Source organism: Spirosoma luteolum (genome assembly GCF_054778875.1).
The window spans coordinates 453431-480420 of the sequence record NZ_BAAGZE010000006.1; the positions used below are offsets into that span (position 1 = coordinate 453431).

Below are 26990 nucleotides of genomic sequence, written 5' to 3' on the forward strand. Positions count from 1 at the left end.
ATCAGTTTTTCTGAATATCGAACCGCACCACGCTACCATCGCCCGACAGGTCGGTTTTGGTAACCGTTGCCGATTCGCCGTAATAGGTCAGACAGCCCTCAATCATGCCGTGGGCAAAATCGGCCATCTTCCGTTCCGATTCATAGAGCATCACCAGCTGGCTGTCGGATGGATGCTCCATGGAAAAATGAGGCAGCTCGGCGTCGGGGTACAGTTTCCGTACCTCCACATGAATATAATGCTGCACGGAGTTGAGCAGTGCAAAAGCCGAATCGGCCCGTTCAACGAAAGGCCGATAAATCCGGGAAAACGACGTAAACATGTACTGACCATAAGCCCGCAGGAGTTCACTGGGGGTAAGACCGGTGTGCTGACTCAGCTTATGCAGAATCGTTACCATTTCGGCATGATCGTAGGTACCGATGGTCGTATAAATCCCCCCCGAAGGCAGATTTGATTCGGTCAGCAGCTCATCGACCAGCTGATAACCAAACTTATTCTCAACCATTTCGAGCAGTTCGGTAAAGACAATTCCTTTCATGAAACGTACAGGTTTCTCAAGTAGTTGATACTGGGCGTAAGTGGCGACACTTTAGTTACTGGGATAGCAAATAAGTATATTTTCATAGATAGCCGTGCAATTCTTTTACCAAAAAACGTACAAATATGCCAGTTCGTCGAAATGTGCATCCATTAGGCCGTGTTAACAGTTTATACTCATAATCTTTGTAACAGTTAACCAGCTTCATCCTAGCTCCATAGTAGTACTTGTATGAAAACCAAGTTAAACGACGAAGAAGTAATCAGACAGTACCTGGGTACCAGCCCAAACGATTGCTTCGAAACTTTATATACCCGCTACGTTCGCAAGGTTTACAACCGTTGCTTGTCCTATACTAAAGATTCAGAGAAAGCGCAGGACTTTACCCACGACATTTTCATCCGCGCCTTCTCACGGCTCGACCGCTTTCAGGAACGCTCGTCGTTCTCTACCTGGCTCTATTCCATCTCGTATAACTACTGCATGGATCAGATTCGGGTTGCCAACCGGATGAGCGTGACATCACTGGAAGACGACCTCGACTATAACCTCGCAGTTTCTGACGAGTACGAGCAGAAGGAAGAAAGCCTTCAGCAGCTGTCAGAAGCAATGAGCACTATTTCGCCACAGGAAGCTATGATTTTGCGCATGAAGTATCAAGAAGGTCTTGACATTAGCCAGATTGCCAAGAAGCTCAACCTAAACGACAGCGCCGTTAAAATGCGGTTAAAACGTTCGCGGGACAAAGTTCGTCGGCTTTGTGGCGACTCGCTTTTCTGATTCAGCAACAAACAAGCCAACCCTGTTTACGGTTGTAAATTTTTGGCAACTAGCATTTAAAAAAATCCGTTCCCTTCCGGAAACGGATTTTTTTATTGATCAATAAAAAGGCGAGCAGGCACGTTCAGTCAGGCAGGTTGAATGCTTTTTTTACAGCCTGGTAATCGTTAAGGTCGAGTGCACCCACACGGCCGGAAGCTACTCCTCCCGGAATAATAACGTACCGCATTTGCTGGTTCGAAAGTGCATAGGATGCCCTGAGTTCGATCCGGCCCACGTAGATCCGCTGGTGCACGGTGTACGTCGTTGATCCCAGCGTTTCGGCATAAGGCAGCGTCAGCACGCGCCCGCTCTCGCTCCAGTACACCCGGATGTCGGCCTTGTCGAGAACCTCCTGCGTGATCCTGGGCGCCGTGATGGTACCGACGTAACTGGTTCCGCTCCCGCTAAATGACGTAGTAATCCAGGGTGAATAAATAACGTTGGCCGTACCCACCGGCCCCGCGGGCCCCTGCGGCCCGGCCGGACCGGCTGCCCCCGTGGCGCCGGTATCGCCTTTGGGCCCCGGATCGCCGGCTTTGGGCTGACAGCCGGGCAGTGTGGCTAAACTACTGATAAGGGCGATGGCCGCCAGTAAACTCGTTGCTTTTTTCATGATAAGTTGTGAATATAAAGTAGGAATGGTGGTAACATCAACGTATGGTGCCACAAGCTGCACAACTGCGTTTTGCTGACTTCTGAAACGCAGCTGGCCCCCCGGGCAGTAACATGCCGGCGAACTGGAGACACTGGGCAGGCCGTCATTTGGATCAGACCGTACCGCACGCCGGCCAGGTTCCGAAATCCCGATCCGTTTAACCCAGCTGAACAGTCAGGGACGTGCCTGAACCAGCAGATCGGACTGGTTCAGCACCGTGGCCAGTCGGGTAGTAAGCCGGGCGGTTACCCGGCGCCGGTGCAGCGCCAGTCGGGGCCGCGCCAGGGTATCGGTCTGGCATTCAAGCTGGTTGGCATCATAATAGTGTACAATAACCAGTGGCTTCGGTCCGGGCAGAGTTTCGACCACCCAAAAACCCCGGTCGGGTACGTGGCCCTGTCGCCGGTGCGCTGCTGGCAGCCGGGTGACCGCAGCCTGTTCTGTGGATGCGCGGTTGAGCCTGGGGGCCTGCGACCAGGCCGAATGCAGCGATGCGCCCATGAGCAGTGAAATCAGTAGCCAATGCGTTTTCATGATTGATAGCCTGTTTAGGATATGGAACAATGGATGAGTTTAGCGATCGGCGTCGCCTGTCTGGGCCGGCCCATCGGCCCCGCGCCGGAATGTGCTGCGAACGCTGGCCAGCCCATTGCCATCGCGGATAATGCGCGACACCCCCACCGGAATCAGCGTATTGTCAGGGTCGTTTTTGCCCGTAATGAGCAGCGTCGTGTATAAATCCTTGATACCATCGGGCGTGATCTCCCCCGAAAAAATGCGGACCTGTTTAGCCGTTGCGTTGCCCGACACCAGGTCGATCTCGGCGAAGAAGGTAAAGGTGCTGCCGTTGCCAGCCAGAAAGCCCCCTACCCCGCTGCCCGTGCTGCCCGCGTTTTTCAGATCGACAGTGGCCGTCAGATCGGTGCTGTTCTGGTTGGAGAAGCGCAGAACAAGGTCGGCAAACGCATGCCCCACGGCATAGGTATCGTCGGGCCCATAGGGACTGACAAGCTGGTGGGGCGACGAAATGTAGATTCCTTCGATCGAGGGAGGACGCTGCCCTTCGTTGATGGGCATACCCCGCGCCCGCAGTTTCTCGATGTCAGCGGGCGAAATCAGGTTCTGGATACTGGCCGAAAAACCTTTCGTGGGGTCGACGGGGTCGTTCTGACAGCCGGTCAGACTGACCAGCACAACGGCCGGCAACAGGGCTAAACATACCAAACGATGTAAAATAATCATGATCCATCCGGATTAGTAGTGAATAAGTCAATCGACTGACGATCAATCTGATTGCCCACCAAAATTCCGACAGCCTCGCTCCATCTGAAATCCCATGATCGGGGTACCGGGAAACTACGCAGCGGTAGCCGGCAGGGTCGTTTACCCCAAAAAAAGCCCCCCGGCGGGTAGCCGGGGGGCATCACAGTTGGGTCGTAAGGGCGGGGCCTGGTCAGGGTCGGTATTTGGCGATGGCTTCGGTGACCGAGTGGACATGCAGCTTCTCATAGATCCGTTTGATGTGGGTACGAACCGTTTCAATACCGATCGACAACTCGGCCGCCACCAGTTTATAACTCATTCCCTGCGCCAGGTAGTGCAGCACCTGACTTTCGCGGCTCGTAAGCTGTTCGATAGCTTCGGCGGGCGCGCCCCGCCCCGGAAACGTCTGGATCACCTTGCGGGCAATGCTGGGCGACATGGGTGCCCCCCCGGCATACACCGACCGGATGGCCTCGAGCAGCTGGTCGGGCGGAGTCTGTTTGAGCAGGTAGCCCGATGCCCCGGCACACAGGGCCCGAAACACGCGGTCGTCATCGTCGAATACGGTCAGCATGAGCACGTCGATCGCTGGAAATTCGCGGTGCAGCCCGGCCACGGCCTGGATACCCGTTCGGCCGGGCAAGTCGATATCCATCAGCACCACGTCGGGTTGCAACTGGTATACCTGGTCGTTGGCACGCAGGCAGTCGCCAAAGGCCCCCACGAGCGTGCATTCTTCAGCGTCCTCGACCAGCGTGCACAGGGCTTCGCGCAGGGGCGTGTTGTCTTCGTAAATCAATACCCGAATGGCCATACCAGCGTCCGTCAAAAATCAATTCGTCACTATCTATTGAACTCAGGTTCCGGTTGGGCAGTGGCCCGATGCCTCAAACCGGCATCCGCAGCACCAGCGTCGTTCCCGTGCCTACGCCCGAGGTCACCGTGAGCGTACCATTGAGCAGGGCAGCCCGCGTGTGCATGTTTCTGAGGCCATTGCCGCCCGCCGGATTTTGCCGCTCCGGCTTGTCCACGCAGAAACCGCGTCCATTGTCCTGCACGGTCAGCTCCAGCAGGCCGGCTACCCGTTGCAGGGCAATGCGCACCCGGCTGGCTTGCGCGTACCGGGCCACGTTGGTAACCGCTTCCTTGTAGATCAGAAAAAAGTCGCGCCGGCACTCGGCCGACAGGCTCAGTTGCCGCACCTCCGGTGCCACGTCGATGTGCAGTGTTACGGCCTGCTCCGATGGGTCGGTATCACTAAAGAGCCCACCGGCCACATCGGTCATGCGGGCTACAACCTGCTCCATGGAATCGTGGCTGGGGTTGATGCTCCAGACAATATCGCCCATCGACTCCATCACCTGCCGGGCCGTTTGCCCGATGCGGTCGAGGGTATCCTGGGTTTTAACCGGGTCGCGCAGGGCCGACCGATGGGCCGTCTGACTCAGAATACTGATCGACGACAGGTAGCTGCCCATATCATCGTGCAGGTCGCGGGCAATGCGGTCACGCACGTGCTGAAGCCGTACCAGCTGCCGCAGGCGGTACCGGTAGAACAGGTACATCGCAATACCCATCACAACCAGCCCGTAGGCAAACAACATTGGCGCAAACCACCATTCCTGCCACAGCGCATTATCGATCTGAATGGCGCGCCACAGCAACGGCTTACCATCACGTCGTCGCAGGCGTATGCGATACTGGCCGCCCGACAGATTATCATAATAAAAGGTGCTGTGGCTATCGACGGAAAACCAGACCGTATCGCGCCCCTGCAACTGAAACCAGATGGCTTCCGTACCCTTCGGGCAAGTCAGATCGATACGGAGTCCGTGCTCGCGAGCGGGCAGGTGCAACGTTGGCCCACCGCCCGTCGGCTGTCCGTTGATGCCCACCTGCACGGCAATGGGCTGTTCGGCCCGGGCGATACCCAGCGTCAGCCCCACGAGCACCAGCCCGGTACGAAGCCCTTTCATCGTTAAATGGTCGAAACGGCGGATGCGCCCACGGCGACCGATCGGCGTCGGCTAAACCAGAATCCGGCCGTGTACAGCAACTTGGCTGCAATGCCCGCCAGAAACATCAGATCGTAGGTCCGCAGGGCCAGCGTCCGGGAGTAACTGAGCAACGGCTTTACAAAAAAATAGAGCGGAAAGGCCGTCAGACTAATCAGCAGCAGACCGGCGTTGATCAGAAACAGCGAATCGGTGCGGAGCGATGTCGATCGCGCGTCGGCCATTCGTTGCTGGCAGTAAACCGTTGCCAGCCCCGCCACCAGCAGACACTCAACGCCCGAGGCCACGCTGCTGATGCCGTTGTCGACGCCCTCACCAATCCAGCCATTGAGCAGACACAGGCCTGCGAATACAGCCCCTCCCCACCGGGCAGCGAACCGCAGCCGGGCCGAATCGAGCATCAGCCCATACATCAAGCCCATGGCCAGCGCATCGATAGCCAGGCTGATTGCGCCCAGAAAATTCTGGGGAATGTGCTGCTCCAGCAGGTATGCCGACACCAGCGCGATAGCAAACCGGTAGGCCATTAGCCCCGCAAAAATGCGTTCGGGCACCTGCAGCCACCGCCAGCGCAGCAATGCCATCAGCAGCGGCAGTATCACGATGCGCATCGACAGAAACGCGATAAAGTGCGATACAGAGGGGAAGTTCATGGCAACCGTATGGTTAGACCGACGCGTTTCCGTACGGTGGGTCGGGATAGGTTGGGGGGTCGGGTTGGGGACCGGGAATAGCGCCAGCTATGTAGGTGGTGGTGTTGGCACTTACCAGCAACCGGTTATCGACCGCCACTCCGCCATGATTAGTCGTGCCAGTGTCGGGCAGGCGGGTGTCGAATGCCCCTTCAACGATCAGGCGAATTTCACCATCCTTGTTGGGTCCCTCGGGGTTGCGTGTCAGCCCGAACGATATCCGGATGCCTTTGCAGTTGGCAAAGTCATTGTCCATCAGGCACTTCAGCTGTTCTTTGCCAATGTAGAACGACTGAATGTGCAGCATCTTCTTCACCTTGGCAGGCGGCAGCAGTTTATCGCGTTTGGCCGGTGCCTCACCGAGCGCCTTGCTCAAGGCTACATAGCCTTTCTTCAGGTTAGCGGCCAGTGCCGGATCAACCGGCAGCAGACCATTGTCATAATTCGCAAAAGATGCCGGGTCGCAGGATGCGGGATTGGGTGTGTGTGTCATAGGACTCCGTAGGATGGTGAAGCCAAGGTAAGCGTTAGTTTATGTCGACCTTCATTTTATTTTTACTGATAATCAAGTCTTTATCGAACGGCAAAATCAGTTCCTCACCACCTTACCAGCTACCCAAATGCCTACTATTCTCGTTAAATTCCAGGATCGGGTGTCGATAGCAGCCCTTATCGACGCTTATCCCAAACAGTTCGACCTGCGCAGGCAGGCGGCTGTTCAGGATACCCTAAACCAGTACGCCAGGGCACTCAGCTACCCTCTCGACTGGCCGATCGATAAATACCGCACGCAGTTCGACTTTTTTTTTGAGCTGGTTCGATCGACGGGAATCCCCCTCCGATTGCCCTTCGATGAACTCCCGTCCGACTGGCTCCCGGACGTACTATCGGCGGCTGGATCGCTGGCGGAGAAAACCGACACGCCCGACCGCTATGATTATGTCAACCTCATCAACTACACTAAACTGGTCTGCCCGGATCCGGGGAAAGCCGAGCGCCTGCTCAAGCGACTCAAGCGGTTTGTTCCTGCCAAACCCAGGTCAGCCGAGCCAGGTCCCATCGAGTTTGTTTACCTGCGCTCGCCGGCGGTACCGGTCCAGGCCATTCCCAGTACGGACCGCAAGGCTTTCCGGACCACGCACGCCCAGGATCAGTTGCGCGTTGACCTATGCGATGTAGCGATCCCCGGCCCCACTCGCCAGGATTTCTGGTCGCAGCTTGATCTGGCCACCTACTGGTCTACACCCGGACCAGTTGTCAAGGCGGTTACGATTCATGATCTCGAAATGGCCATGCCAGCCAATACCCGTACCAGCCTTCCCATTCAGAAACCAGCCGCAGCCTGGCTCCGGGAGAGTACGACCCAATTCAATGAACTTCACGGCTGTGCGGTTGCCGGCCTGCTGGTCAATGCCTGGAGCGCAGCCGCTCCTCCTTTCTCATCGGGCAGCATCAACGGGGTCTGCGGCCCATCGGTTCAGCTCAATCATTATGGCACCGATACGGTCGATCTGGACGATCCTCAGTACGATAACGCGCTGCTGGCCGCTATTTTCATGGCCCGAAACCGACCGGGCGACGTAATCGAGATCGTCATTGCCAACTTTGCCAACGGCAACATTCTCCCCCTCGAGACCGACCCGATGGTGTATGACCTCATCAAAGTGGCTACTGCCAGTCGGCTCAAGCTCACGGTGGTCGAGGCAGCGGGCAACAACAGTGTCGACCTGGACGCCTACGACCAAACCCAGATCGAACCGGGCCGACGCCCAGGGGGTACCCGTACCGTTCGGCTTCCGGCCAACGTTACCGAGATTCAGCAGTGGCAGCAGGCGCTTACGCTTCGATTCACCAATCGCTATTATACCTACAAGCCCGGCTACGACTCGGGGGCCATACTGGTTAGCGGAGCCCTGCCCAACCCAGACCACGCCCACCGAATCAATCCCTTTACGTTTGGCAGCCGCATCGATTGCTACGGACCGGCCGAGAAAGTACTGTCGACCTATTCGGCACCGACCCAGCAGACCGGGTACATCTGTAAGACATCGGCGGCTACAACACTGGTGGCCGGCCTGATCGTTGCCATTCAGTCGCGCAAAACGGCTATCATCAAAGCGGCCACCTTTCGGCAGGCACTCCGTAATGCGGCTAATCTGCCAACAGCCAATGCCCCCGTTACCATACCGAGCGCCAGCGCGCTGGCTGCCACCGTCTGATACTTTCCTCAAAGATAGCGGGGCCGGTACCGGCGCGGTATCCCATAAACGGGTGATGGGCCGGCGCTGCCCGCTGGCAACACCGACCCATCACCGGCCCGGCCGATCCGGCGGGGCTACTGATAAATACGGACGTAATCGACTTCCATGCGCCGGGGCCAGATCGTAGTATCGACGCCTTTGGCCCCGCCCCAATTGCCCCCCACGGCCAGATTGAGAATCAGAAAAAACGGCTGGTCGAACGGCCAGGCCGCTTCTGAACTGCCCAGCGCACTTTTATAGACGGTGAAGTAAGCCCGGTCGTCGACAATGAATTCAATCTTGTCGGGAGTCCAGTCGATGGCATACACATGGAAAGCCGTGGTGGCGTCTGTGAGCGTAACGGTGGCCGTTTTCTGGGTGTTCTTCACGTGGTTATACTGCTCACTGTGAATAGACCCGTGTACGACGCCCTCGTCGTAGCCTACGTGCTCCATAATGTCGAGTTCGCCACAGCGGGGCCAGCCGGCCGACGCGATGTTTTTGCCCAGCATCCAGACCGCCGGCCACGTACCCAGCCCGGCGGGCAGTTTGGCGCGAGCCTCGAAACGGCCGTACTGCCAGGTTGTTTTCCCCTGCGTAAGCAGTCGGGCCGAGGTGTACTGACTACCCTGCCAGGGCTCACGCCGGGCTTCGATAATGAGATTTCCCCCCTCGACCCGGGCATTGTCGGGCCGGCGGGCCGTATAATACTGCAGTTCGTTGTTGCCCCAGCCGTTGCCGCCCACATCGTAGGCCCATTTAGTGGTGTCGGGCAGGCCGGGTTTGTCGAATTCATCCTGCCAGACCAGCTTACGCACCACCGGCGCCGTTGTGCTGGCGGGTGTAGCAACGACCGGCGCAGGCTGCGCTACGGGGGGCGTCAGCGAGTCGGCTCTGGAGCAGCCACTCACCAACAGCATGGGGGCCAGTACGAGGCTGGCCGGGAGGTTTTTTAGCAACATACCGGGAAAGATAAGCCTTTTTCCCGGACTCCTTCACTCAGCGCCCAAAAGCCCAGGTCAGGAAATCGGGCATAATGGCGTGCCAGGTTTCCTGGTTGTGCTGGCCGCCCTGTACTTCTACGTAGCGGATATCGGTGTCGCGCCGGTAGCCTTTCTTTACCAACTCGTCGATCAGGTCGGTGGTGTCTTCGATCGCGTCGATGATGCCGTTGTTATTGCGGTCGCTGGTTTCGTCGTCGGTACCGGTTTCGAACCAGAACTGGAGCGGCTGCGCGCCCCCGCCCTGCCGCACCAGCTGATGCGCAATACGGTCAGTCTCGTCGGAATAGGCCCCGTCGAATGCCTTACTGCGCCACCAGAACGAACCCGAAAACACACCGACCCGGCTGAATCGCTCAGGATGATGATACACGATATCGAACGCCGACAGCCCGCCGAGCGAAAAACCCGCAAATACCGACTGCGCCGGTTCGGTGCTGACATGGTAATGGCGGCTGACGTAGGGAATCAGCTCCGTCAGCACAAAATCGGTGTACAGGGCGGCTTTGCTGCCCCGCTGCATGTAATCGGCCTGGGCTGCGGTGCCATATTCCTGAATGCGGTCGCCGGCATCGATGGCGACGAGCACAAAGGGCCGGATGGCCTGCCGGGCGTAGAGCGAATCGAGCACATCGCGCATCCGGAGTCGTTTGAGGTCCTGCCCGTCGTTGAGGTAAAGAACGGGGTAAGGCGCCTGCGCGGTATGGTAAGCGGGGGGCAACACGATGGTTAGCCGCACCTGGCGGTTCAGCGGTACGGAGACCAGCGAGTCGTCGCGGTGGAGTGTCACCGACGAAACGGCGGTCTGGTGAGGGGCCGGTACTGGTTCAGCCATACAGGAAAAAAGAACTAAAAGCAGGAGTATCACAACAGACAAAGTAGCCCTTTTTTTCGACACCCTCACGCCCGGGGTTGGCCATACGGGCTATTTGCCCTATTTTCAGCCGAAAATTCCTATCGTCTCTAAACTAACTACTACGTTGCAGGAAGACTATCGGAAGTGGTATTCGCACCACCTGGGCCGCGACATGGAGATGCTGGTATATGGCAACTGGGGCTACCCCGTGGTGCTGTTTCCGACCTCCATGGGCCACTACTACGAGTATAAAAACTTTGGCCTGACCGAAACCGCCCGATGGTTTGTTGAGACGGGTAAGGTGAAGCTGTACTGCATCAGCAGCATCGATAAGGACAGCTGGTATGCCAAGCACCTGCACCCCGGTGCCCGCATCTGGAACCACGTGCTCTACGACCGGTTTCTGCACGAAGAACTAGTGCCGGGCATTCAGCGCGAATGCAATGTCCGGAAGATCGGCGTCGCCGGGGCGTCGTTTGGCGGCTTCCACGCCCTTAATTTCGCCTTCCGCCACCCCGAACAGGTAGGCCACCTGTTCACCATGGGAGCCGCTTTCGACATCCGGTCGTTTCTGAGTGGCTACTACGACGATAACGTTTATTTCAACAACCCGCCCGATTTCATGCCCAACGCGCAGAACCCCGAGTTCTACCACATGAACATCGTACTGGGTACGTCGGCCTACGATTTCTGCAAACCGTCGACAACGGGCATGTCTGATATACTAAACCGGAAGGGCATCCGGCACCAGCTCGATATTGCCCCCTGGGGCGATCACGACTGGCCGGTCTGGAAAGATCAGTTTCCGCGTTATCTGAGTCAGATTTAACGGGCAACTTACCCACTGGCTCAGGAACATCGGCCCAAAACCTTGTTATACAGGATAGGCGGGGTCTGCCGCCCACAATCTCCCAACAATCAACCCCGGCCGGCACCCGTTGCCGGCCTTCCCAACGATGAAAAAAATAGGCATTCTTTTCGGCCAGGAAAACACATTCCCGCAGGCCTTCGTGGATCGGGTCAACGAGAAACAAAGCGATTTTACGGCTGAGTTTGTGCGAATCGATCAGGTCGAACAAAGCGTACCGACCGACTACGCCGTCATTATCGACCGCATTTCGCAGGACGTTCCGTTCTACAAAGCGTTCCTGAAAAACGCGGCCCTGACGGGGACCGCCGTCATCAACAACCCGTTCTGGTGGAGCGCCGACGAGAAATTCTTCAACAACGCGCTGGCCGTTCAGCTGGGGGTTCCCGTTCCGAAAACCATTCTGCTGCCCTCCAAGGAGCGTCCCGACGATACGAACCACAACTCGTTCCGGAACCTGCAGCACATGGACTGGGACCGGATTTTCAACCACATTGGCTTCCCGGCCTTCATGAAACCCCACTCGGGCGGAGGCTGGAAAAACGTCTACAAAGTCGACAATCCGGAGCAGATGTTCCGCGCCTACGATGAAACCGGACAGCTGGTGATGCTGTATCAGGAAGCGATCGACTTCACCGACTATTTCCGGTGCTACTGCATTGGCGGTAAAGACGTCCGGATCATGTCGTACGAGCCCCGCAATCCGCACCACCTGCGCTACGCGTCGGAGATGAAAACAACCGGCGACGCGGGCAAAAAACTGCTCGAAACCATGACCGACTACGTGCTGAAGCTGAACCACGGCCTCGGCTACGACTTTAATACGGTTGAATTTGCCGTGCGCGACGGCATCCCCATCGCCATCGACTTCTGCAACCCGGCACCCGATGCCGATGTGCATTCGGTTGGGCAGGATAACTTCGAGTGGGTCGTTGAAGCGGCTGCCAACATGGCCATCGAACGGGCCAAAACCGTGCAGGCCGGTAAAGACAACCTGACCTGGGGTACGTTTGTGCGCCATTCGATCGGTGCGCCAGCCGCTGGTACTGCCCCTACGCAGCCAGCCCCGAAACCGGCTCCAAAGGCGGCCAAAGCCGAAGCACCGAAGCCAGCGAAGGAAGAGAAGCCAGCCAAAGCGGAGAAGACCGTGAAGGCCGAAGCACCCAAGGCTACCAAAGCCGAAAAACCCAAGCCAGCGAAGGAAGAGAAGCCTAAAAAGGGCAAGAAATAGCCGGCATCTGATGAAACGGCATTATACCCGCCCGGTCTGCACCTACTTGTCTGGTGTGGACCGGGCGGTCTGTTAGGGGCGCTGCTGCTCGTGCCGGTCCAGTTCCTGCAGTACATCGGCCAAGGTTCGAAAGCGGTTGGCGTCGCCAATGAGCCGGAGGCCGGTCATGATCAGGGCAAAGCCGCCCGTGCTCACCCAGAACCACCAGGCATCGCCAGCCTGCCGCAGCCCCCAGCCGTGCAGCACAACCGATAGGCCGCTGCCCAGCAGCATGGCACCAATGCCGCCGTAAAGCCAGAATTTTATAATCAGTTTTTTCTCCCGTTCGCTGCGCATAGGCCTTTTTTTGGTTCAGTATAAGGCGTTAACAGCCGGCAAGGGGCTGAAGTTGGCAAAATTGGTGCCGGTTACGAAATATCTGCCCATATTGTCCTATAGAATCAGACGAATACAATTCCTGCCTACGTTTGTAGTAACAAACCCAACGCGCCCATATGAAATCAACTCGTCTTTTTGGTCCATTATTTCTGCTGACGGTCGTATTGCTGCAAGCCTGCAGTTCATCGAGTACTAGCGACCCAACTCCAGCCCCCGACCCCACGGCCGGTCTGCCTTCGTATCTGGTGGTGCCCACTTCCCTAGCGGGCTACAAAGGCTCGGGTCAGGTTACCGTAACGGGTGGCGGTCTCAACCTGAAAGCCGAAGGTACCGAACAGTTCAAATCGGCAACCAACACGTTTTCCGGCATTACCGGCGCCATCAACAGCCAGGGCAACACCACGGTTTACGTCAACTTTGGCCAGGCCAAGGCCTACTCCGACAATAACCTGGTGGAAGCGCAGTACCAGTCGAATGCTGTACTGACGCTGCTGAAAACAACGGCTCCCGGCACCTACCCGATGGGTAAGAGCCAGACCCCGGCGGCCAATGGGGGCCTCGCCGATCTGGTCATGAACCTGCCCGGCCCACAGCTCTACGTAACCAACAGCGGCAACCTGACCGTTACGGAGTCGACCGTTGTCAAAACAGAGGGTGCCCTTACGCTGAACCGAGTTAAAGGCACGTTTCAGGCGCAGGTTTACCGCGATGGGTTCGGCATCAGCCGCGACGATCAGACGCCCACCCTCAACGGCACCTTCGACCTGCTGTTGCTGAAATAATTATTTCTCTGCTTCAGGCAGGCATCGGCCGCCAGCACCGATAGAATCCGGTGCTGGCGGCTCTTTTGTTGGCCGCAGATACGCAGGCCAGCCCCGGGCCAGACAAGCCCATGACCCTGCGGCCGCACCACGATCGGCTACGCGGGCCAGGCCGGCTGGCAATTCTCCCGCTTTCGCGGTATATTGGATGAACAACCACCACGAAAAGCTGCCAGACCGGTCATGAACGGAATCGAACTGGATTTTTACCTGAGCCTGGGCTGCTTTCGCATGCACCAGGATATTTTCACCTGCCGCTACCTCCCCAAAGACGATCAGTTACATACCGTACACTGGCTGCGCATCGACCTCGACGCGGTAGTGCTGGGTCCCAAACAAAACCGCATCCTGCGCCAGAACGCCCCGTTTCGGGTCAGCGTGGTGCCCATGACCACCATCACCGATGAGCACGAAGCGCTCTACGCCCGCTACCGGGCCAGCATCGATTTCGACGCGGCCTACTCGGTAACCCAGTGCCTGCTCGACGGCGCCACCTCAACCGTTTTCGAGAGTTATGCCATCGAAGTACGCGATACCGATACGCTTATTGCCGTGGGTGTGTTCGATCAGGGTACCGACTCGATTGCCGGTATTCTCAATTTTTATCATCCTGACTACCGCAAGTACAGCCTGGGCAAGTTTCTGATGCTGCAGAAGTTGCTCCATGCCCGTGCGCAGGGCCGCTCTTACTACTACCCCGGCTACGTGGTGAGCCACTACCCCAAGTTCGACTACAAACTGTTCGCCTGCGAACCGGCTACGCAGCTGTATGATCCGGACCGGGCCATCTGGGTGCCTTTTTCTTGGGCCATTGTCAACGACGCACCGGTCCTGACTCATTCCAGCCCTCAGCAACCCTTCTAGCCTGCCCTTGCTTTAGTGCGTCAGCCAGCTGTCGGGCACCGGGGCCGGGGCCGATCCGTTGAGGCTGTAGAGCAGCTTCAGCGTAAAGCCACCCCCGCCCTCGATAAAGTCGACCACCAGCGGATGCGCACCGCGGCTCAGGGCCACCTGCCCACTTTTCTCGATCGGGTGATGATTGCCGTCGTTGTCGACCACCAGCCGGTCGGCGATGCGTAGTATACCACCGTCGTCGCAGGTAAAGAAAAAGCTGTACACCCCGGTTTCGGGCACGGTCAGCTGCCCCCGAAACTGAATACCGAAACTCGGCGCATTGACCGATCGGGGCACCACCAGGTTGTTGATGCTGTACGTACTGTCGGGCTGCCGTCCCTGCATGCCTTTCGTTTCGCGGAACGATCCTTTGTAGTAAGCACACTGCAGGCCCGGCGCGGTGGCTGTCGGCGACACGGCTGTTGCGTAAGCCTGCTGCTGGTAGCGCAGCGCATACACATCGCCGTGCAGGCCCGAGGGGGTGAAAGCCGCTACCTGCACCGTCTGCGGTTGGCTGATGGTTAGGGCCTCCGGCAGTTGGGGCGAGTTGGCCGTTGGCTGGCTGCCATCCGTCGTGTAGCGCAGGGTATAGCTGGGAATGGGTTTGTCGATATGCAGGGTTGCCTGATCGACAAATACGTTTTCCTGGGTAAAGCCCTGCAAATCGGGCAGCCGGTAGTGAATACCCATGGCCTCCATACGATCGTACTGCCGCAGCAGTCGCCGGGCGTAGGCCGGGTAGTCTTTTTGCCGGCTCCACCCCAGTTCAGCCAGCGCCGTCATGCGCGGCATGGCCATGTACTCGACCCGGTTCGTGGTCGGTATGTATTCGGTCCAGATGTTGGCCTGCACCCCCAGAAACTGCCGGGCCTGGTCGGGCGTAACGCCCTCCGGTATAACCGGCATCCCATACACGGCCGGCACCGACTGGGCACTGGGTGGCGTATCGAAATACAACGTGCTGACGGGTGTCATTACCACCGCGTTGCCGTTGCGGGCGGCCTTAAGCGGAGCATCCTTCACCCAGCTGCGCCAGTACATCACGGCGGCCGATGCACTCAGGCCGCCTTCCAGGGCATCGTCCCACACCATGAGCTGTCGCCCTTTACTGCGCACGAACCCTTCCATCCGGCGCACGAAATAGCTCTGCAGCTCCTCGACCGTTTTGATACCTTCGCGCTGCATCAGCGCCTGGCAGGCGGTCGATTGCGCCCAGGTCGTTTTTTCTACTTCATCGGCTCCGATATGGATGTACCGACTCGGAAACACGTTCATTACTTCAGTCAATACCGTTTCCATGAAGGTGTACGTCTGGTCGTTGCAGGGGCAGACGGGCACCGAAAACGTTTTCCCCCACCCCTGCTGCCCGGTGCAGCTCAGGTACGGATAGGCCTGAATGGCGGCCGTCAGGTGGCCGGGCATGTCGATTTCGGGAATGATCTCGATGTGCCGCGCGGCCGCGTAGGTTACCAGCTCGCGCAGCTGGGCCTGGGTGTAAAACCCGCCGTATTCGGTTTTGCCAGCCCGCTGCCGCAGATGCGCCTTGGGTAAATCAAAATCAGAGTTGGTGGCGGCCCGCTTCAGCACCACCGAATCCTGGTTGTTGAAGGTGCGCCAGGCGCCCTCGCTGGTCAGCTTCGGAAAGGCTTTTATTTCCATTCGCCAGCCCTGATCGTCGGTCAGGTGCAGGTGGAAGGTATTGAACTTGTAAAAAGCCAGCCAGTCGATAAACTGATGCAGGTACTCGATGGAAAAGAAGTGGCGCGACACGTCGAGGTGCATACCCCGCCAGGGATAGGCCGGCTCATCGCGGATCTCGACCGCCGGCAGCGACAGCGCCATGCCGCTGGCTCCGCCCGGCCGCTCAATGGCATCGGGCAGCAGTTGCCGGATGGTCTGCATGGCCCGGAACATACCCGCCGGCTGCGAGGCCGTGAGCGTAACCTGCCGCGGTGTGATCGAAACGGTATAACCTTCGGAAGCCGTTATGGCTTTGCTGTAGGCCAGCACGATTTTGTTCGACGGTGTAGCGGTACCGCCTTTCCGGCCCAGACCGGGCGCCAGCAGTTGCCGGAGGTAGCTGGCTTCGTTTTTAAACCGGTCCTGCGACCCATCCATCACAATAGCCGTCGACCGGCTGATTGTAAAAGTACCCGTAGCGGGTTTCAGATAGTCCGGATACGGAATGAGCGGATAGCGCTGGGCAGCGTCCTGCGCCATACTGGCGCTCGAAACAACCAGTAACAGCAGGCAGGCAAGTACGTTGGTTTTCATGCTGGCGGGGGCAAAAAAGCGCGGCCGACCGATGGCGTCGGCCGCGTATCAGAACGGATACGGTTAGCAGAGAATAGGTCTTATTTCGTCAGTACGCCCAGTTCGGCAACCGACACGCGGGTGTCGGTGCCGCTGGTTGTTTCGAGGGCCTCGAATTTCAGGTAGCGCACCGGATGCGGCTGCCCGAAGCGGATGGTTTGCCGAACGGGGTTGTTGTTGATGTTGCTGAAGGCGCCTTGGCTCACCGGTGCCGACCACGTTTGCCCGTCGGCGCTGACCGACACCGCATAGCGATATACGATGCCGTCTTTTTTGCCGTCCTGCCGGGGCAGGTAGGTGAAGCCGTGCAGGGGTAGCGACTCGCCCAGATCGAGCACCACGGCCGTTGGACCCTGGGTGGCTTTCGGCACTTGCTGGTAGGTATCGCTGTTGCCATCGATCATCTCCACGGCGTGTTTATCGGCCGCGGCTGCATTGACCGACTGGACCGACCACTTCTGTTGGCTGATATCGAATTCGGCCGTAACGGGGCTACTGGCCCGGCTCATGTTATCGACGAAAGCACGGGCTTTGACGATGCCCCCCGCCGGCAGTGCAAACGGCTGGGTAAAGCGGGTACTGCGGGCCGTGGGCTCCGAGCCATCGGTGGTATAGGTCAGTACCGGGTCGGTGGTGCGGGGCGACCGAATCGTAACCAGCCCCTCCTTCGACCGACTGATTACCGGTGTTACGATCAGTTCGGGCGCGTTGTACACTTCGATGTTACTGATGAGGGGAGCGGCCTTGGCTTCGTCGATGCTGATGCGCAGCTTCGTTGTCGTCAGGGTCGGAAAGCGGAGTATGCGCCGGTTGCCGATGGTCGTGCTACTGGCTACGGCTTGCCAGGCCCCCTGCTGCCAGGCCAGCAGCCTGAACGCCTTCACGCGCTGCCCCAGGGCGATATGCTCCTGAATCAGCAGCCGGTTCAGCGTGGTGGGCTTGCCGAGGTCGATGTCGAGCGTGGCCGGTCTGGCGCCATCGGCCGCGGCCCAGTAGGTGTCGAGGCTTTTATCGAGGGCATTGGCCGGAGCAAAAGCCGCTTTTTTGGCAAAAACGCTGCTGGCCACGATGGGTTTGCTGCCAGCCAGGTTGTGCGACGCCTTATCGGTATAGGCCTTGAGTTCCATGAGTCGTTTTTCATCGTTTTCATGTACCAGCCCCCGCCGGTCGACCGGCAGGTTGAGCAGCCAGTTGCCGTTGCGCCCGACCGAGCTGTAGTAAATATCGACCAAGTGCTCCAGCGATTTTACTTTACTGTCTTCGCTGGCGTGGTAGTACCAGCCGGGCCGAATCGAACAGTTCACTTCCGTGGGTACCCAGTGCGTGCCATCTTCATGGCCGGCGGTCAACTCCCAGTAGTTCGGATAGCCCGGGTACACCTTGTCGCGGTTGAGCGTACTCCAGTTGGTTTCTCCCCCGTAGCCGTCTTCGTTACCCACCCACCGGATGTCGGGCCCGCCATCGCTGAAAATAACCGCGTTGGGCTGGTACTTCCGCACCGTAGCCACAAAGCCCGGCCAGTCGTACACCTGCTTTCGGCCGTTGGGCCCTTCGCCATTGGCCCCGTCGAACCACACTTCAAACACATCGCCGTACTGCGTCAGTACTTCCCGGAGCGTATTCTTGAAAATATCATTGTACTGGGGTGTGCCGTAGGCCGGGTGGTTGCGATCCCAGGGCGACAGGTACACACCGAATTTGAGACCATACTCTTTACAGGCTGCCGACAACTCTTTCAGTACGTCGCCCTTACCATTGCGCCACGTGCTGTTTTTAACCGAGTGCTCGGTGTAGTTGCTGGGCCACAGGCAGAAGCCATCGTGGTGTTTGGCCGTGATGATAATGCCTTCCATGCCGGCGGCCTTAGCCACCCGCGCCCACTGCCGGCAGTCGAGCTGCGTCGGGTTAAACTGGTTGGGTGTTTCGGTACCATGCCCCCACTCCTCGTTGGTGAAGGTGTTCATGTTGAAGTGTACGAAGGCGTAGTACTTCATCTTGTGCCAGGCCAGCTGGCGGGGCGAGGGTACCGCCCCAAACGGAGCCGGCGTCTGGGCAGGGGCCGCCAGCGACAGGGTGGCCAGCGTGGCCAGTATGGCAAGTGAACGCATCATGCTTGGTAGGCTAATCGGGTAAGGTGCTACATATACAACGCTCCCCTTCGGGCCGTTTTGCCAATTGGCAACGCCCTCAACAGGAGCTTAATTTACTTCAACCGGTCGAGGACGGGCGTGGCCACCGTCGTTACCGACTGCAGCACGGTGGGATTCGTCTGATCGAATACAACGATGGTATTGGTTCCTGTTTTGAGCCAGCAGCCCGGCACGTAGAGGGTCTGCTGGGGACCTACCTGCCAGAACCGGCCCAGGTTATAGCCGTTGACAAACACGATGCCTTTGCCCCAGGTCTGCGTATCCAGAAACAGATCGGCCGGCTGCTTCATCGTAAAGGTACCCGTATAGAGCGTCGGCCGGTCGGCTTTGGCGGGTCGGGTAGCCGCGCTGCTTAGGTCGGGCATGCTCGCAAACGGCAAACGATAGTGTTGCCAGCCGCCCGTAAGCACCTGATCACCAAGCTGCACTGGGGCGACGACTCCTTTGGTATTCTCGTTGATACGGGCTCCGTAGTTGATGCGTCCCATGTTCTCAACCAGCAGTTCGAGCGTACCGTTGAACGGCACATCGACCGCCAGTTCGTACTGCTGCATAACCCGGTTCAGTTCGCCCACTTTCCGACCATTCACGTAGACCGTTGCAAAATCACGCAGGCCCGGTACTTTCAGCACGCCCTGCGTTGGCTGGGTGAAGCGTCGGCTGTAGAGTACGTAGCCATGTCCCTGGTCGAGCGCTTCGAAAGTCAGGGGCCCATCGGCCACCACGGGTTTGATTGTTTTTTTCAGCTCGTTCAGGTCGACGGCTTTCGTGAGGGCGATCGGGGGCAAGGTCGTTACGGGCAGGCGGGCGGGCACTGCCGGTATGGCATAACCCGCATACTGCTTCATCAGTGTCCGGATGGCCTGATACTTGGGTGTATCCCAGCCGGCTTCACTCACGGGGGCATCGTAGTCGTAACTCGTGATATCGGGCTGAATATCGTGTTCGTCGTTGTAGTTGGCGCCGGCCGTGAAGCCGAAGTTAGTGCCGCCATGGGCCATATACAGGTTAAAACTAACCCCGTTTTTCAGGTACGTTTCGGTTTGGCGGGCAATCGATTCGGCGTCGATCTGCGTGAAGGGTTCGGCCCAGTGGTCGAGCCAGCCGGGGTAGAATTCCGCCACCATATACGGGCCTTTGCCACCGTGGTGCGCATCGACGGCCTTGCGCAGGTTGTCGATATTACCCTCACCATTTGCCGTGGGCAGTACCCCCGGCAGGCCGCCACCCGCAAACAGGTTCGACCCATCGGAGGTGAACAACGGAACCGTAAAGCCAGCTTCGGTCAGTTGCTGAGCAATGGCACGCTTGTACTGTTCGTGCTTCGCCAGCGGAATGTCTTTGCGCTGGGCCACATACGAGCCAAACTCGTTTTCGGCCTGTACCATAATGATCGGTCCGCCGTTGCTTACCTGCAGGGGCTTCACCTGATCGGCGAGTTTGTTGATGTAGACCCGGCACGAATCCAGAAACGGCTTGTTGTACGTCCGGATCGTCAGGCCGGGGGTTTTCTGAAGCCACCACGGGTAGCCGCCAAACTCCCACTCGGCGCAGGCATAGGGACCCGGGCGGAGCATCACAAACAGGCCTTCCTCCTGCGCTGTTTTCAGAAACTGAACGAGGTTATGGTTGCCCGTCGAGAAGTCCCAGACCCCGGGGGCGGTGTTGTGAAAATTCCAGAATACGTAAGTTGCCACCGTATTGAGCCCCATGGCTTTAAGCATCTTCAGGCGATGCCGCCAGTAGGGCTGCGGTATGCGGGCATAGTGCATTTCGCCCGCGTGAATCTGAATCGGCTTTCCGTCGTATTGAAACTGCCCATCGGCAATGGCGAAGGTGTGGCTTTTTTGCGCTACCCCCGTGCCCGACAGCAGCATGCCTGCGGCCACGGCCAGCAGTCCCCTCCAAATACCCTTACAAACTGACATACGTAACTGGTTGATCATGACGCATCGGTGGTGTGCACGTCGGACACGGCACCAATACGATTTGGGCGTAACCCCCATTAATTGTGGCAATTTAATAAAAATTTTTAAAATATAATTTGGCTATATGGTGTGTTGACAGATGGTTTATTACCCCTCTTACCCCGTCAATCGGGCTTTTTCTGATCGTCCCTCAAAGCCGTTGACGAATTTATAACAGGGTATGTCTGTGTATATAGCCTGAAAACCATACTAGTTGAGTAGTCACGCCTATGTTTATCGGATTGACACAGTGCCTCTGCCAAAGGATACAGCGCCCGTGAAACAGGTTAAACAACCTCAGCCGACCGTGGCAATGGCCAACCACCCCGACGCGCTTGCGCATCCTGATGACCAATCGGGCGGAATCGGCCATAAAAAAAGCCTTCACATCGACTGTGAAGGCTTTCAAAGAGAGCCAGTGGAGGGATTCGAACCCCCGACGCGCTTGCGCATCCTGATTACAAATCAGGCGGAATCGACCACTATCCGACACTGGCAACGGTCATTGATTGTGGGGCAAAACTAAGCATTCTGGCTGTTTTGTCCAAATCCGTAGCAGGCTGGCAGGCCTGTTTTTTCCGGCCTGCCAGCCCACACACGCTTAATCCTGCGCTTCCCGCATTTCCTGCCGGAGGCTATCGAGCTGTTTCTCAGCGTCGGCGATCTTCTTGTCGATATCGGCGCGCAGCTTATCGGCATTTTTCGAGCGAGCGAAAAATTCGATGTTATTGCGGTACGTGGCGATGTCGTTTTCGATGGCCGTCATACGCCGGCGGATATCGCTCTCGCGTTTGTTACCACCCGAGTGACCGTAGTCGCCACCACGGTTGTAGTCGCCCCGGTCACCCCGATCGCGGCCACCGCCCCGGTTGCCACCGCGCGACAGCTCGGCTTCGCTTTGCTGAATGATCCGCTCTTTGTCTTTTGCCGGAATCTTACCCGTTGCACCCACCAGGGCGTTCACGGCATTGATGTAGCGCTTCTGGATCGACTGCATGTCTTTCTTCGGCACAAACCCAATGGCATTCCATTCTTTCTTGAACTCGTTCAGCTGCGACAGATCGGCGTTTTCGGTAGCGGCTGCTTCGATACGCTCGATCAGCGCTGTTTTGCTGGCCAGATTGGCTTCGAATTCGCGTTCGGTATCCTGATTCTTCGAGCGCTTCTTGTTGAAGAACGCATCGCAGGCGGCTTTGAACCGGTCAAAAATCGAGTTCTTCTGCTTCTCGGGTACCTGACCGATGTTTTTCCACTGCCGCTGCAAGTCGATAACCGTCTGGGTTACGTCGGGCGACTCTTCACCCGAGGCCAGAATAGCTTCTACCTGTTCGCACAGTTCGGTTTTGAGCCGCAGGTTTTCTTCGCGCTTGCTCTCAAGCTGCTTGAAGAATTCGCCCTTGTTGTGGAAGAACGTTTTCAGGGCTGCCCAGAATTTTTTGCTCAGCTCCTTGCCTTCGTCGCGGGGCATGGGGCCTTTAATCGCGTTCCAGCGGTCCTGCAGGGCCATTACCGCCTTCGTTTTATCGTTCCAGTCGTTGATGCTGCTCGACGTAAACGAAGTCATGGGCACCAGTTCTTCGTAAATAGCCGACTTCTCCTCGTAGAGCTGAGCTGACTCTTTCCGTTGCTCATTGGTCTGGCCCCGGCGTTTGTCATAAAGTACGTCGAGCGCTGCTTTCATACGCCCCCACAGCACTTCCTGCTCCGCGCGGGGCGCCGGGCCAATGTGCTTGTACTCTTCGAACAGTGCGTTGGCTTCGTCGATCATCTGCCGCGTCACCGGCGACTCACCAGCCGCGGCTGCCATAGCTTCGACCTTCTCGATCACTTCGGTCTTGAGGCCCGTGTTCCGCTTGCGGTCGAGGTCTTTCAGCTCGAAATAAATATTCCGGTTGCTGTAGTACCGGTCGACCAGGGCGTGGTAGGTAGCCCAGAGGGTAGCATTGTGCGGGGAGTTCATGTTCCCGGCCGCTTTCCACTCGTCCTGAATTTTCTTAAACTCGTTCCAGCTCGTTTTGGGGTCACCGGCGTTTGCTTCGTCGGTCTCAACCAGTTCGCGCAGGCGGGTCAGCAGTTCGGTTTTAGCCGCGAAGTTGCCGTCTTTTGCTTTGTCGAGATTCTGGAAATACGTGTTTTTCTGACTTTTTATCTGCTTGTACAGCTCGTCGTAGCGCTGAACGGCTTCGTCGTATTTAAACTCGAAACCATCTTCCGAACCCGTTTCAGCCACATACGCCTGTTGGGCCACCTCCCGATCGGCCCGCTTGAGCCCATCGAAATACGGCTTACTTTCCTTCAGCACCCGGTCGGCTTTCTTGAAGTCGCCCGGCGCCACCGTTTCTCCGCTGATGGCCGCCAGCTGCGCTTCGAGCAGGCTGACAAACTCGGCTTTGGTAAGCTGGCTGTAATCGGCGGCTGGCTGCGCGTGCGCATCGTCGTCGCTCTCTTCGGCCTCCGCTACATTGGCATACTCCGCACTGATAGCGTCGGCAGGTGTTTCGGCTACCGACTCGGCGGGTGCCGCATCAGTTGCCGCAATCGGCTGTTCATCAGCAGCTTCTGCGACATTATCTGTAACCGCTTCGGGCACGTCGGCAGTCGGCGCGTCTTCATCCGCGGCTACCGGCTGGGCGGGTGTTTGGGCCGCCGGCTCGTCGGCGGGTGCCGGTTCCGTATCCGGAGTGTCGGCCGGAACCGGTGCGTCGGCCTCAGCGGACACAGCCTCGGGGGCCGTGTCGGCGAGGGGTTGGGTAGCCGTAGCGTCCGCTGCATCCTCACCAGCAGCCTGCGGCTCGGGAGTCTGAACGGTTTCTTCGGGCGTATGTGCGGCCAGCGCGTCGGTCGACGGGGTGGGGTTTTCCGACGGCTGGTTGATTTCCTGTTCCTGATTTGCCATGTTAAAAACGTACCGATTACTTTTGCAAAACTACATAAATATGCGAATTTTCCTGTTTTTGACCGCTGGAAAAGGCGTTTAACCCGGATTCGATCATGTCTGCCCAAATCAGCGATTTACGAAAGGAATATACCCGTACTGGATTAGATATAGTAGACGTACTGACCGACCCCATTGCGCAGTTCCGACGCTGGTTCGATGCGGCTCTTGGCGCGGGGGTTGCCGAGCCCAATGCGATGCACCTCAGCACCGTTGGCGCCGACGGCCGGCCCGATGGCCGCATTGTGTTGCTCAAAGACGTTTCCGAAGCCGGCTTCACCTTTTATACGAACTACGAAAGCCGAAAGGGCCGCGAGTTGCTGGCCCGTCCTGTTGCCTGCCTGACTTTCTTCTACCCCGACCTGGAGCAACAGATCCGGATCGAAGGGCGGGTCGAGCGGGTGAGCGATGCCGAATCGGATGCTTATTTCGGCAGCCGGCCCCGCGGCAGTCAGCTGGGAGCCTGGGTGTCGCCCCAGAGCCAGCCGATTGCCGACCGCTCGGTGCTCGATGAGCGGCAGCAGCAGTTCGACGCTCAGTTTGGCGACAGGCCCATTCCACGCCCGGCCCACTGGGGTGGCTTTCGGGTCGTGCCCGACGCCATCGAGTTCTGGCAGGGCCGCCCCAGCCGCCTGCACGACCGCGTCCGCTACCGCCGGCCCGCCATCGATGCACCCTGGCACATCGACCGGCTGGCTCCCTAGCCAGCGCTTCTCCAGACTCCTTGCGCCACAGCATCAGGCCTGCTGACCCCCCGGGCTATACGCGTTACTGACTCATAGCCCGTTACCCAGCCCGAAGCGCCTACTACCGCCGGCCTTATGCTGCGCTACAACGGCCAGCCCCCGACTTGACATGGGGCTGGCCGTTGGCATGTACAACCCCGTTGCACCCGGCGCTTTTTCAACTGGGCACTAAAGAGAATTCTCTGGTGCGGCCGATGACGACCGGACAGCCGTGTCGCGCCCATACCCACCAGGCGCCCCCCTGCTGGATTCCTACGCCCGGAAAAACACCGCCTTTTCGACTTTGCTATAACATTCGGGTCGGTGCCCCGTGGTGGCGCCCTGCTGCGAAAAACCAACGACTCCCCTATTGACCGGTTCAGGCCGGCCCGGTAACAATCCCCCTCTGGGCCGGTTCGGTCTGGCGGCAGCGGCTGATCCGTATTCCCGTTCGGTTGGGTTGCACGGCGCCCCGGAGATGCCTTCCCGAAGTGGCTCTACTGCCAATCGGCCCGGCGTACCTCAACAGCTTCCCGAAAAAGTATTTCCGGTGATCAACAGGCAGGTAGTCTTAGGTGCAGAAACGCTTAGGGACGTAGTACCGGCTGGCTGGCAATCGAATCGCCATCCAGCGGTACGACCTATTCCTAAACCTCTCTTCCTTTTCCTGACTTGTTATGATTACCGAATCCGAAACGCCTGTTTCCAGTACCCGGAGTCTGATCAGTGTAATCGGAGCGTCGTCTGTCGGCACGCTGATTGAATGGTACGACTTTTACATCTTCGGTTCGCTGGCAACCGTGCTGGCCACTAAGTTTTTCCCCGAAGGCAATCCCACGGCCGCTTTTCTGTCGACCCTGGCCACGTTTGCGGCCGGCTTTGTCGTGCGGCCCTTCGGAGCGCTTTTCTTTGGGCGGCTGGGCGACCTGATCGGCCGTAAATACACCTTCATGGTTACACTGCTCCTGATGGGGGGCGCAACGTTTGCCATTGGCCTTATACCAGCCTACGAAAGCATCGGCTTTCTGGCCCCAACCCTGGTGCTGGTGCTGCGCCTGTTGCAGGGACTGGCCCTCGGGGGCGAATACGGCGGGGCCGCCACCTACGTAGCTGAACACGCACCGGCCGGGCAGCGCGGCTACTGGACGTCCTGGATTCAGACCACGGCGACCATTGGCCTGTTCGTATCACTGCTCGTTATTCTGATCACCCGCAAATCGATGTCAAAAGAAGCCTTCGACGACTGGGGCTGGCGCGTACCGTTTCTGGTGTCGATTCTGATGGTGTTTATCTCGTATGTGATCCGACGCAACATGAGCGAATCGCCCCTGTTTGCCAAGGCCAAGGCCCAGGGGCAGACATCGGCCAATCCGCTCAGGGAAAGCTTCGGCAATAAACTCAACTTCAAATTTGTACTGTTGGCCCTGTTTGGGGCCACCATGGGGCAGGGCGTGGTCTGGTACACGGGCCAATTCTACGCCATGAACTTTGTAAAAACCGTCTGTAACGTCGACGCCATTCAGTCCGATGAACTGATGACGGTAGCGCTGCTGATGGGAACGCCCTTTTTCGTTGTTTTTGGCTGGCTGTCGGATCGGATTGGCCGCAAGGGAATCATGATGGCCGGCATGCTGGTTGCCATTCTCTCCTACCGGACGCTGTATGAGAAAATGTACCAGACCACTAACCTCAAAAACAAGCAGGAGATTGCGGCCAGCTTCCGGGTCGACTCAACGGTGGCGCCCGATCCCAACGTGGCCGGCGGTAGCATTCAGACCAAAACCAGCCGACGCGCTTATACCGACGGCACTCAGCTCACCGAAGTCGTCAGGCTGAAGATAGCGGCCAGCCCCGCTGCCAGCCCGGCCAAACCCGAGGTAAAGAAAACCATACTGATCAACGATGCCGACCGCTGGACCCTGATCTGGCTCGTGTTTATCCAGGTACTTTTTGTCACCCTCGTGTACGGCCCGATCGCGGCCTTTCTGGTCGAGATGTTCCCGGTCAAAATTCGCTACACGTCGATGTCTTTGCCTTACCACATTGGCAACGGGGTTTTCGGCGGGCTGCTGCCGGCGGTAGCCACCTACCTGGCTACGGGGGCCAACGAAGCCAATACGACCGCCGAAAAAACCGGGGCGGCTCTGCCCTACGCGGCCCCTTACCTCGAAGGGCTGTGGTACCCGATCATCGTGGCGGCCGTGAGTCTGCTGATTGGGCTGGTGTACGTCAAAAACCGGCCGCAGGTTGTCGATTAGCCAACCGAGCCCGGCTTCGTTTTCGAACCAGGCCGGGCCCGAAAAAGCCCTTGATCCGGCTACTGTCTTTCATCTTTTTTTCTGACACCGTCACCGTCTTTCCCCAATCTGGTATGAATGCAATCAAACGTTATCTGGGTGTACTCTGGCTGGGCCTGGCCGCGCTGGCCGGCTATTTCGGTCTAACCTCGCTGGGCCTGCCCAAACTGGCATCCGGCAAAACAGACGATCTTGTTTTCGGCATCATCATCGTTTTTGTCCTGATGCCGCTTATTGTGGGTGGTCTGGCCTGCTTCGGGCTGTACGCGCTGAAGGGCGAATACGACGACTAACCACAGGGGGCCGGGTCGATGAAACCCAGCCAT

Annotated in this window: 24 protein-coding genes and 1 tRNA gene; 9 read left to right on the forward strand and 16 right to left on the reverse strand. The window is 58.0% G+C overall.

Going from position 1 to position 26990, the window contains the following annotated elements:
* Position 1: 1 nt before the first annotated feature.
* The gene (locus ACYVAC_RS12480) at positions 2–541 is read right to left on the reverse strand and encodes a heme NO-binding domain-containing protein (protein WP_461098017.1); all 540 of its coding nucleotides are present in this window, start codon (positions 539–541) and stop codon (positions 2–4) included.
* Between the two features lie 231 nt (positions 542–772).
* Between ACYVAC_RS12480 and ACYVAC_RS12485 the strand changes: the two genes are divergently transcribed.
* Complete coding sequence (locus ACYVAC_RS12485; protein WP_461098018.1) at positions 773–1321, forward strand: RNA polymerase sigma factor; 549 nt, start codon at positions 773–775, stop codon at positions 1319–1321.
* Positions 1322–1445: 124 nt separating this feature from the next.
* Here ACYVAC_RS12485 and ACYVAC_RS12490 read toward each other — a convergent pair whose 3' ends face one another.
* From ACYVAC_RS12490 to ACYVAC_RS12520, 7 genes are all read right to left on the reverse strand, one after another.
* Positions 1446–1976 (reverse strand): collagen-like protein, encoded by a 531-nt coding sequence (locus ACYVAC_RS12490; RefSeq protein ID WP_461098019.1) that lies wholly within the window; start codon positions 1974–1976, stop codon positions 1446–1448.
* Between the two features lie 216 nt (positions 1977–2192).
* Positions 2193–2552 (reverse strand): hypothetical protein, encoded by a 360-nt coding sequence (locus tag ACYVAC_RS12495; protein ID WP_461098020.1) that lies wholly within the window; start codon positions 2550–2552, stop codon positions 2193–2195.
* Positions 2553–2591: 39 nt separating this feature from the next.
* Positions 2592–3260 carry a hypothetical protein gene (locus ACYVAC_RS12500; protein ID WP_461098021.1) on the reverse strand — a complete coding sequence of 223 codons (669 nt, stop codon included), beginning with the start codon at positions 3258–3260 and terminating at the stop codon, positions 2592–2594.
* Between the two features lie 211 nt (positions 3261–3471).
* Positions 3472–4110: a response regulator gene (locus ACYVAC_RS12505; protein WP_461098022.1), complete on the reverse strand. Its 639-nt coding sequence runs from the start codon at positions 4108–4110 to the stop codon at positions 3472–3474.
* A gap of 58 nt (positions 4111–4168) precedes the next feature.
* Positions 4169–5257: a sensor histidine kinase gene (locus ACYVAC_RS12510; protein WP_461098023.1), complete on the reverse strand. Its 1089-nt coding sequence runs from the start codon at positions 5255–5257 to the stop codon at positions 4169–4171.
* A gap of 2 nt (positions 5258–5259) precedes the next feature.
* Complete coding sequence (locus tag ACYVAC_RS12515) at positions 5260–5949, reverse strand: hypothetical protein (protein WP_461098024.1); 690 nt, start codon at positions 5947–5949, stop codon at positions 5260–5262.
* A gap of 13 nt (positions 5950–5962) precedes the next feature.
* Positions 5963–6481 (reverse strand): hypothetical protein, encoded by a 519-nt coding sequence (locus ACYVAC_RS12520; RefSeq protein WP_461098025.1) that lies wholly within the window; start codon positions 6479–6481, stop codon positions 5963–5965.
* Between the two features lie 127 nt (positions 6482–6608).
* On the opposite strand from ACYVAC_RS12520, the gene ACYVAC_RS12525 reads away from it, so the two are divergent.
* Positions 6609–8207 carry a S8 family serine peptidase gene (locus tag ACYVAC_RS12525; protein ID WP_461098026.1) on the forward strand — a complete coding sequence of 533 codons (1599 nt, stop codon included), beginning with the start codon at positions 6609–6611 and terminating at the stop codon, positions 8205–8207.
* 116 nt (positions 8208–8323) lie between these two features.
* On the opposite strand, the gene ACYVAC_RS12530 is transcribed toward ACYVAC_RS12525, so the two are convergent.
* Positions 8324–9190: a glycoside hydrolase family 16 protein gene (locus ACYVAC_RS12530; protein ID WP_461098027.1), complete on the reverse strand. Its 867-nt coding sequence runs from the start codon at positions 9188–9190 to the stop codon at positions 8324–8326.
* A 37-nt stretch (positions 9191–9227) separates the two neighbouring features.
* A complete protein-coding gene (locus ACYVAC_RS12535) occupies positions 9228–10064 on the reverse strand; it encodes an alpha/beta hydrolase (protein ID WP_461098028.1) in 837 nt (278 codons plus the stop codon).
* A 145-nt stretch (positions 10065–10209) separates the two neighbouring features.
* Between ACYVAC_RS12535 and ACYVAC_RS12540 the strand changes: the two genes are divergently transcribed.
* Positions 10210–10914 (forward strand): esterase family protein, encoded by a 705-nt coding sequence (locus ACYVAC_RS12540; RefSeq protein WP_461098029.1) that lies wholly within the window; start codon positions 10210–10212, stop codon positions 10912–10914.
* Positions 10915–11041: 127 nt separating this feature from the next.
* On the forward strand, positions 11042–12184 hold the full coding sequence (locus ACYVAC_RS12545; RefSeq protein WP_461098030.1) for an ATP-grasp domain-containing protein: 1143 nt from the start codon (positions 11042–11044) through the stop codon (positions 12182–12184).
* Positions 12185–12256: 72 nt separating this feature from the next.
* Here the strand turns inward: ACYVAC_RS12545 and ACYVAC_RS12550 are convergent, their stop codons facing one another.
* On the reverse strand, positions 12257–12520 hold the full coding sequence (locus ACYVAC_RS12550) for a hypothetical protein (RefSeq protein WP_461098031.1): 264 nt from the start codon (positions 12518–12520) through the stop codon (positions 12257–12259).
* A 158-nt stretch (positions 12521–12678) separates the two neighbouring features.
* On the opposite strand from ACYVAC_RS12550, the gene ACYVAC_RS12555 reads away from it, so the two are divergent.
* Positions 12679–13344: a hypothetical protein gene (locus tag ACYVAC_RS12555; protein WP_461098032.1), complete on the forward strand. Its 666-nt coding sequence runs from the start codon at positions 12679–12681 to the stop codon at positions 13342–13344.
* 222 nt (positions 13345–13566) lie between these two features.
* Positions 13567–14247: a GNAT family N-acetyltransferase gene (locus tag ACYVAC_RS12560; protein WP_461098033.1), complete on the forward strand. Its 681-nt coding sequence runs from the start codon at positions 13567–13569 to the stop codon at positions 14245–14247.
* A gap of 12 nt (positions 14248–14259) precedes the next feature.
* On the opposite strand, the gene ACYVAC_RS12565 is transcribed toward ACYVAC_RS12560, so the two are convergent.
* The 5 genes from ACYVAC_RS12565 to ACYVAC_RS12585 all read right to left on the reverse strand — a co-directional run bounded on the left by ACYVAC_RS12565 (position 14260) and on the right by ACYVAC_RS12585 (position 23603).
* Positions 14260–16551: a family 20 glycosylhydrolase gene (locus ACYVAC_RS12565; protein ID WP_461098034.1), complete on the reverse strand. Its 2292-nt coding sequence runs from the start codon at positions 16549–16551 to the stop codon at positions 14260–14262.
* Between the two features lie 80 nt (positions 16552–16631).
* Positions 16632–18701: an alpha-L-fucosidase gene (locus ACYVAC_RS12570; RefSeq protein WP_461098035.1), complete on the reverse strand. Its 2070-nt coding sequence runs from the start codon at positions 18699–18701 to the stop codon at positions 16632–16634.
* A gap of 92 nt (positions 18702–18793) precedes the next feature.
* On the reverse strand, positions 18794–20668 hold the full coding sequence (locus tag ACYVAC_RS12575) for a glycoside hydrolase family 35 protein (RefSeq protein ID WP_461098036.1): 1875 nt from the start codon (positions 20666–20668) through the stop codon (positions 18794–18796).
* Positions 20669–21120: 452 nt separating this feature from the next.
* Positions 21121–21204, reverse strand: a tRNA-Thr gene (locus ACYVAC_RS12580).
* A 104-nt stretch (positions 21205–21308) separates the two neighbouring features.
* Positions 21309–23603, reverse strand: a complete 2295-nt coding sequence (locus tag ACYVAC_RS12585; protein ID WP_461098037.1) for a DUF349 domain-containing protein — start codon at positions 23601–23603, stop codon at positions 21309–21311.
* A 95-nt stretch (positions 23604–23698) separates the two neighbouring features.
* On the opposite strand from ACYVAC_RS12585, the gene pdxH reads away from it, so the two are divergent.
* From pdxH to ACYVAC_RS12600, 3 genes are all read left to right on the forward strand, one after another.
* Positions 23699–24346, forward strand: coding sequence for a pyridoxamine 5'-phosphate oxidase (gene pdxH, locus ACYVAC_RS12590; protein ID WP_461098038.1), 648 nt, complete (start codon positions 23699–23701; stop codon positions 24344–24346).
* 698 nt (positions 24347–25044) lie between these two features.
* Positions 25045–26625 (forward strand): MFS transporter, encoded by a 1581-nt coding sequence (locus ACYVAC_RS12595; protein ID WP_461098039.1) that lies wholly within the window; start codon positions 25045–25047, stop codon positions 26623–26625.
* A gap of 113 nt (positions 26626–26738) precedes the next feature.
* Positions 26739–26957, forward strand: a complete 219-nt coding sequence (locus tag ACYVAC_RS12600; RefSeq protein WP_461098040.1) for a DUF6814 family protein — start codon at positions 26739–26741, stop codon at positions 26955–26957.
* Positions 26958–26990: the final 33 nt, after the last annotated feature.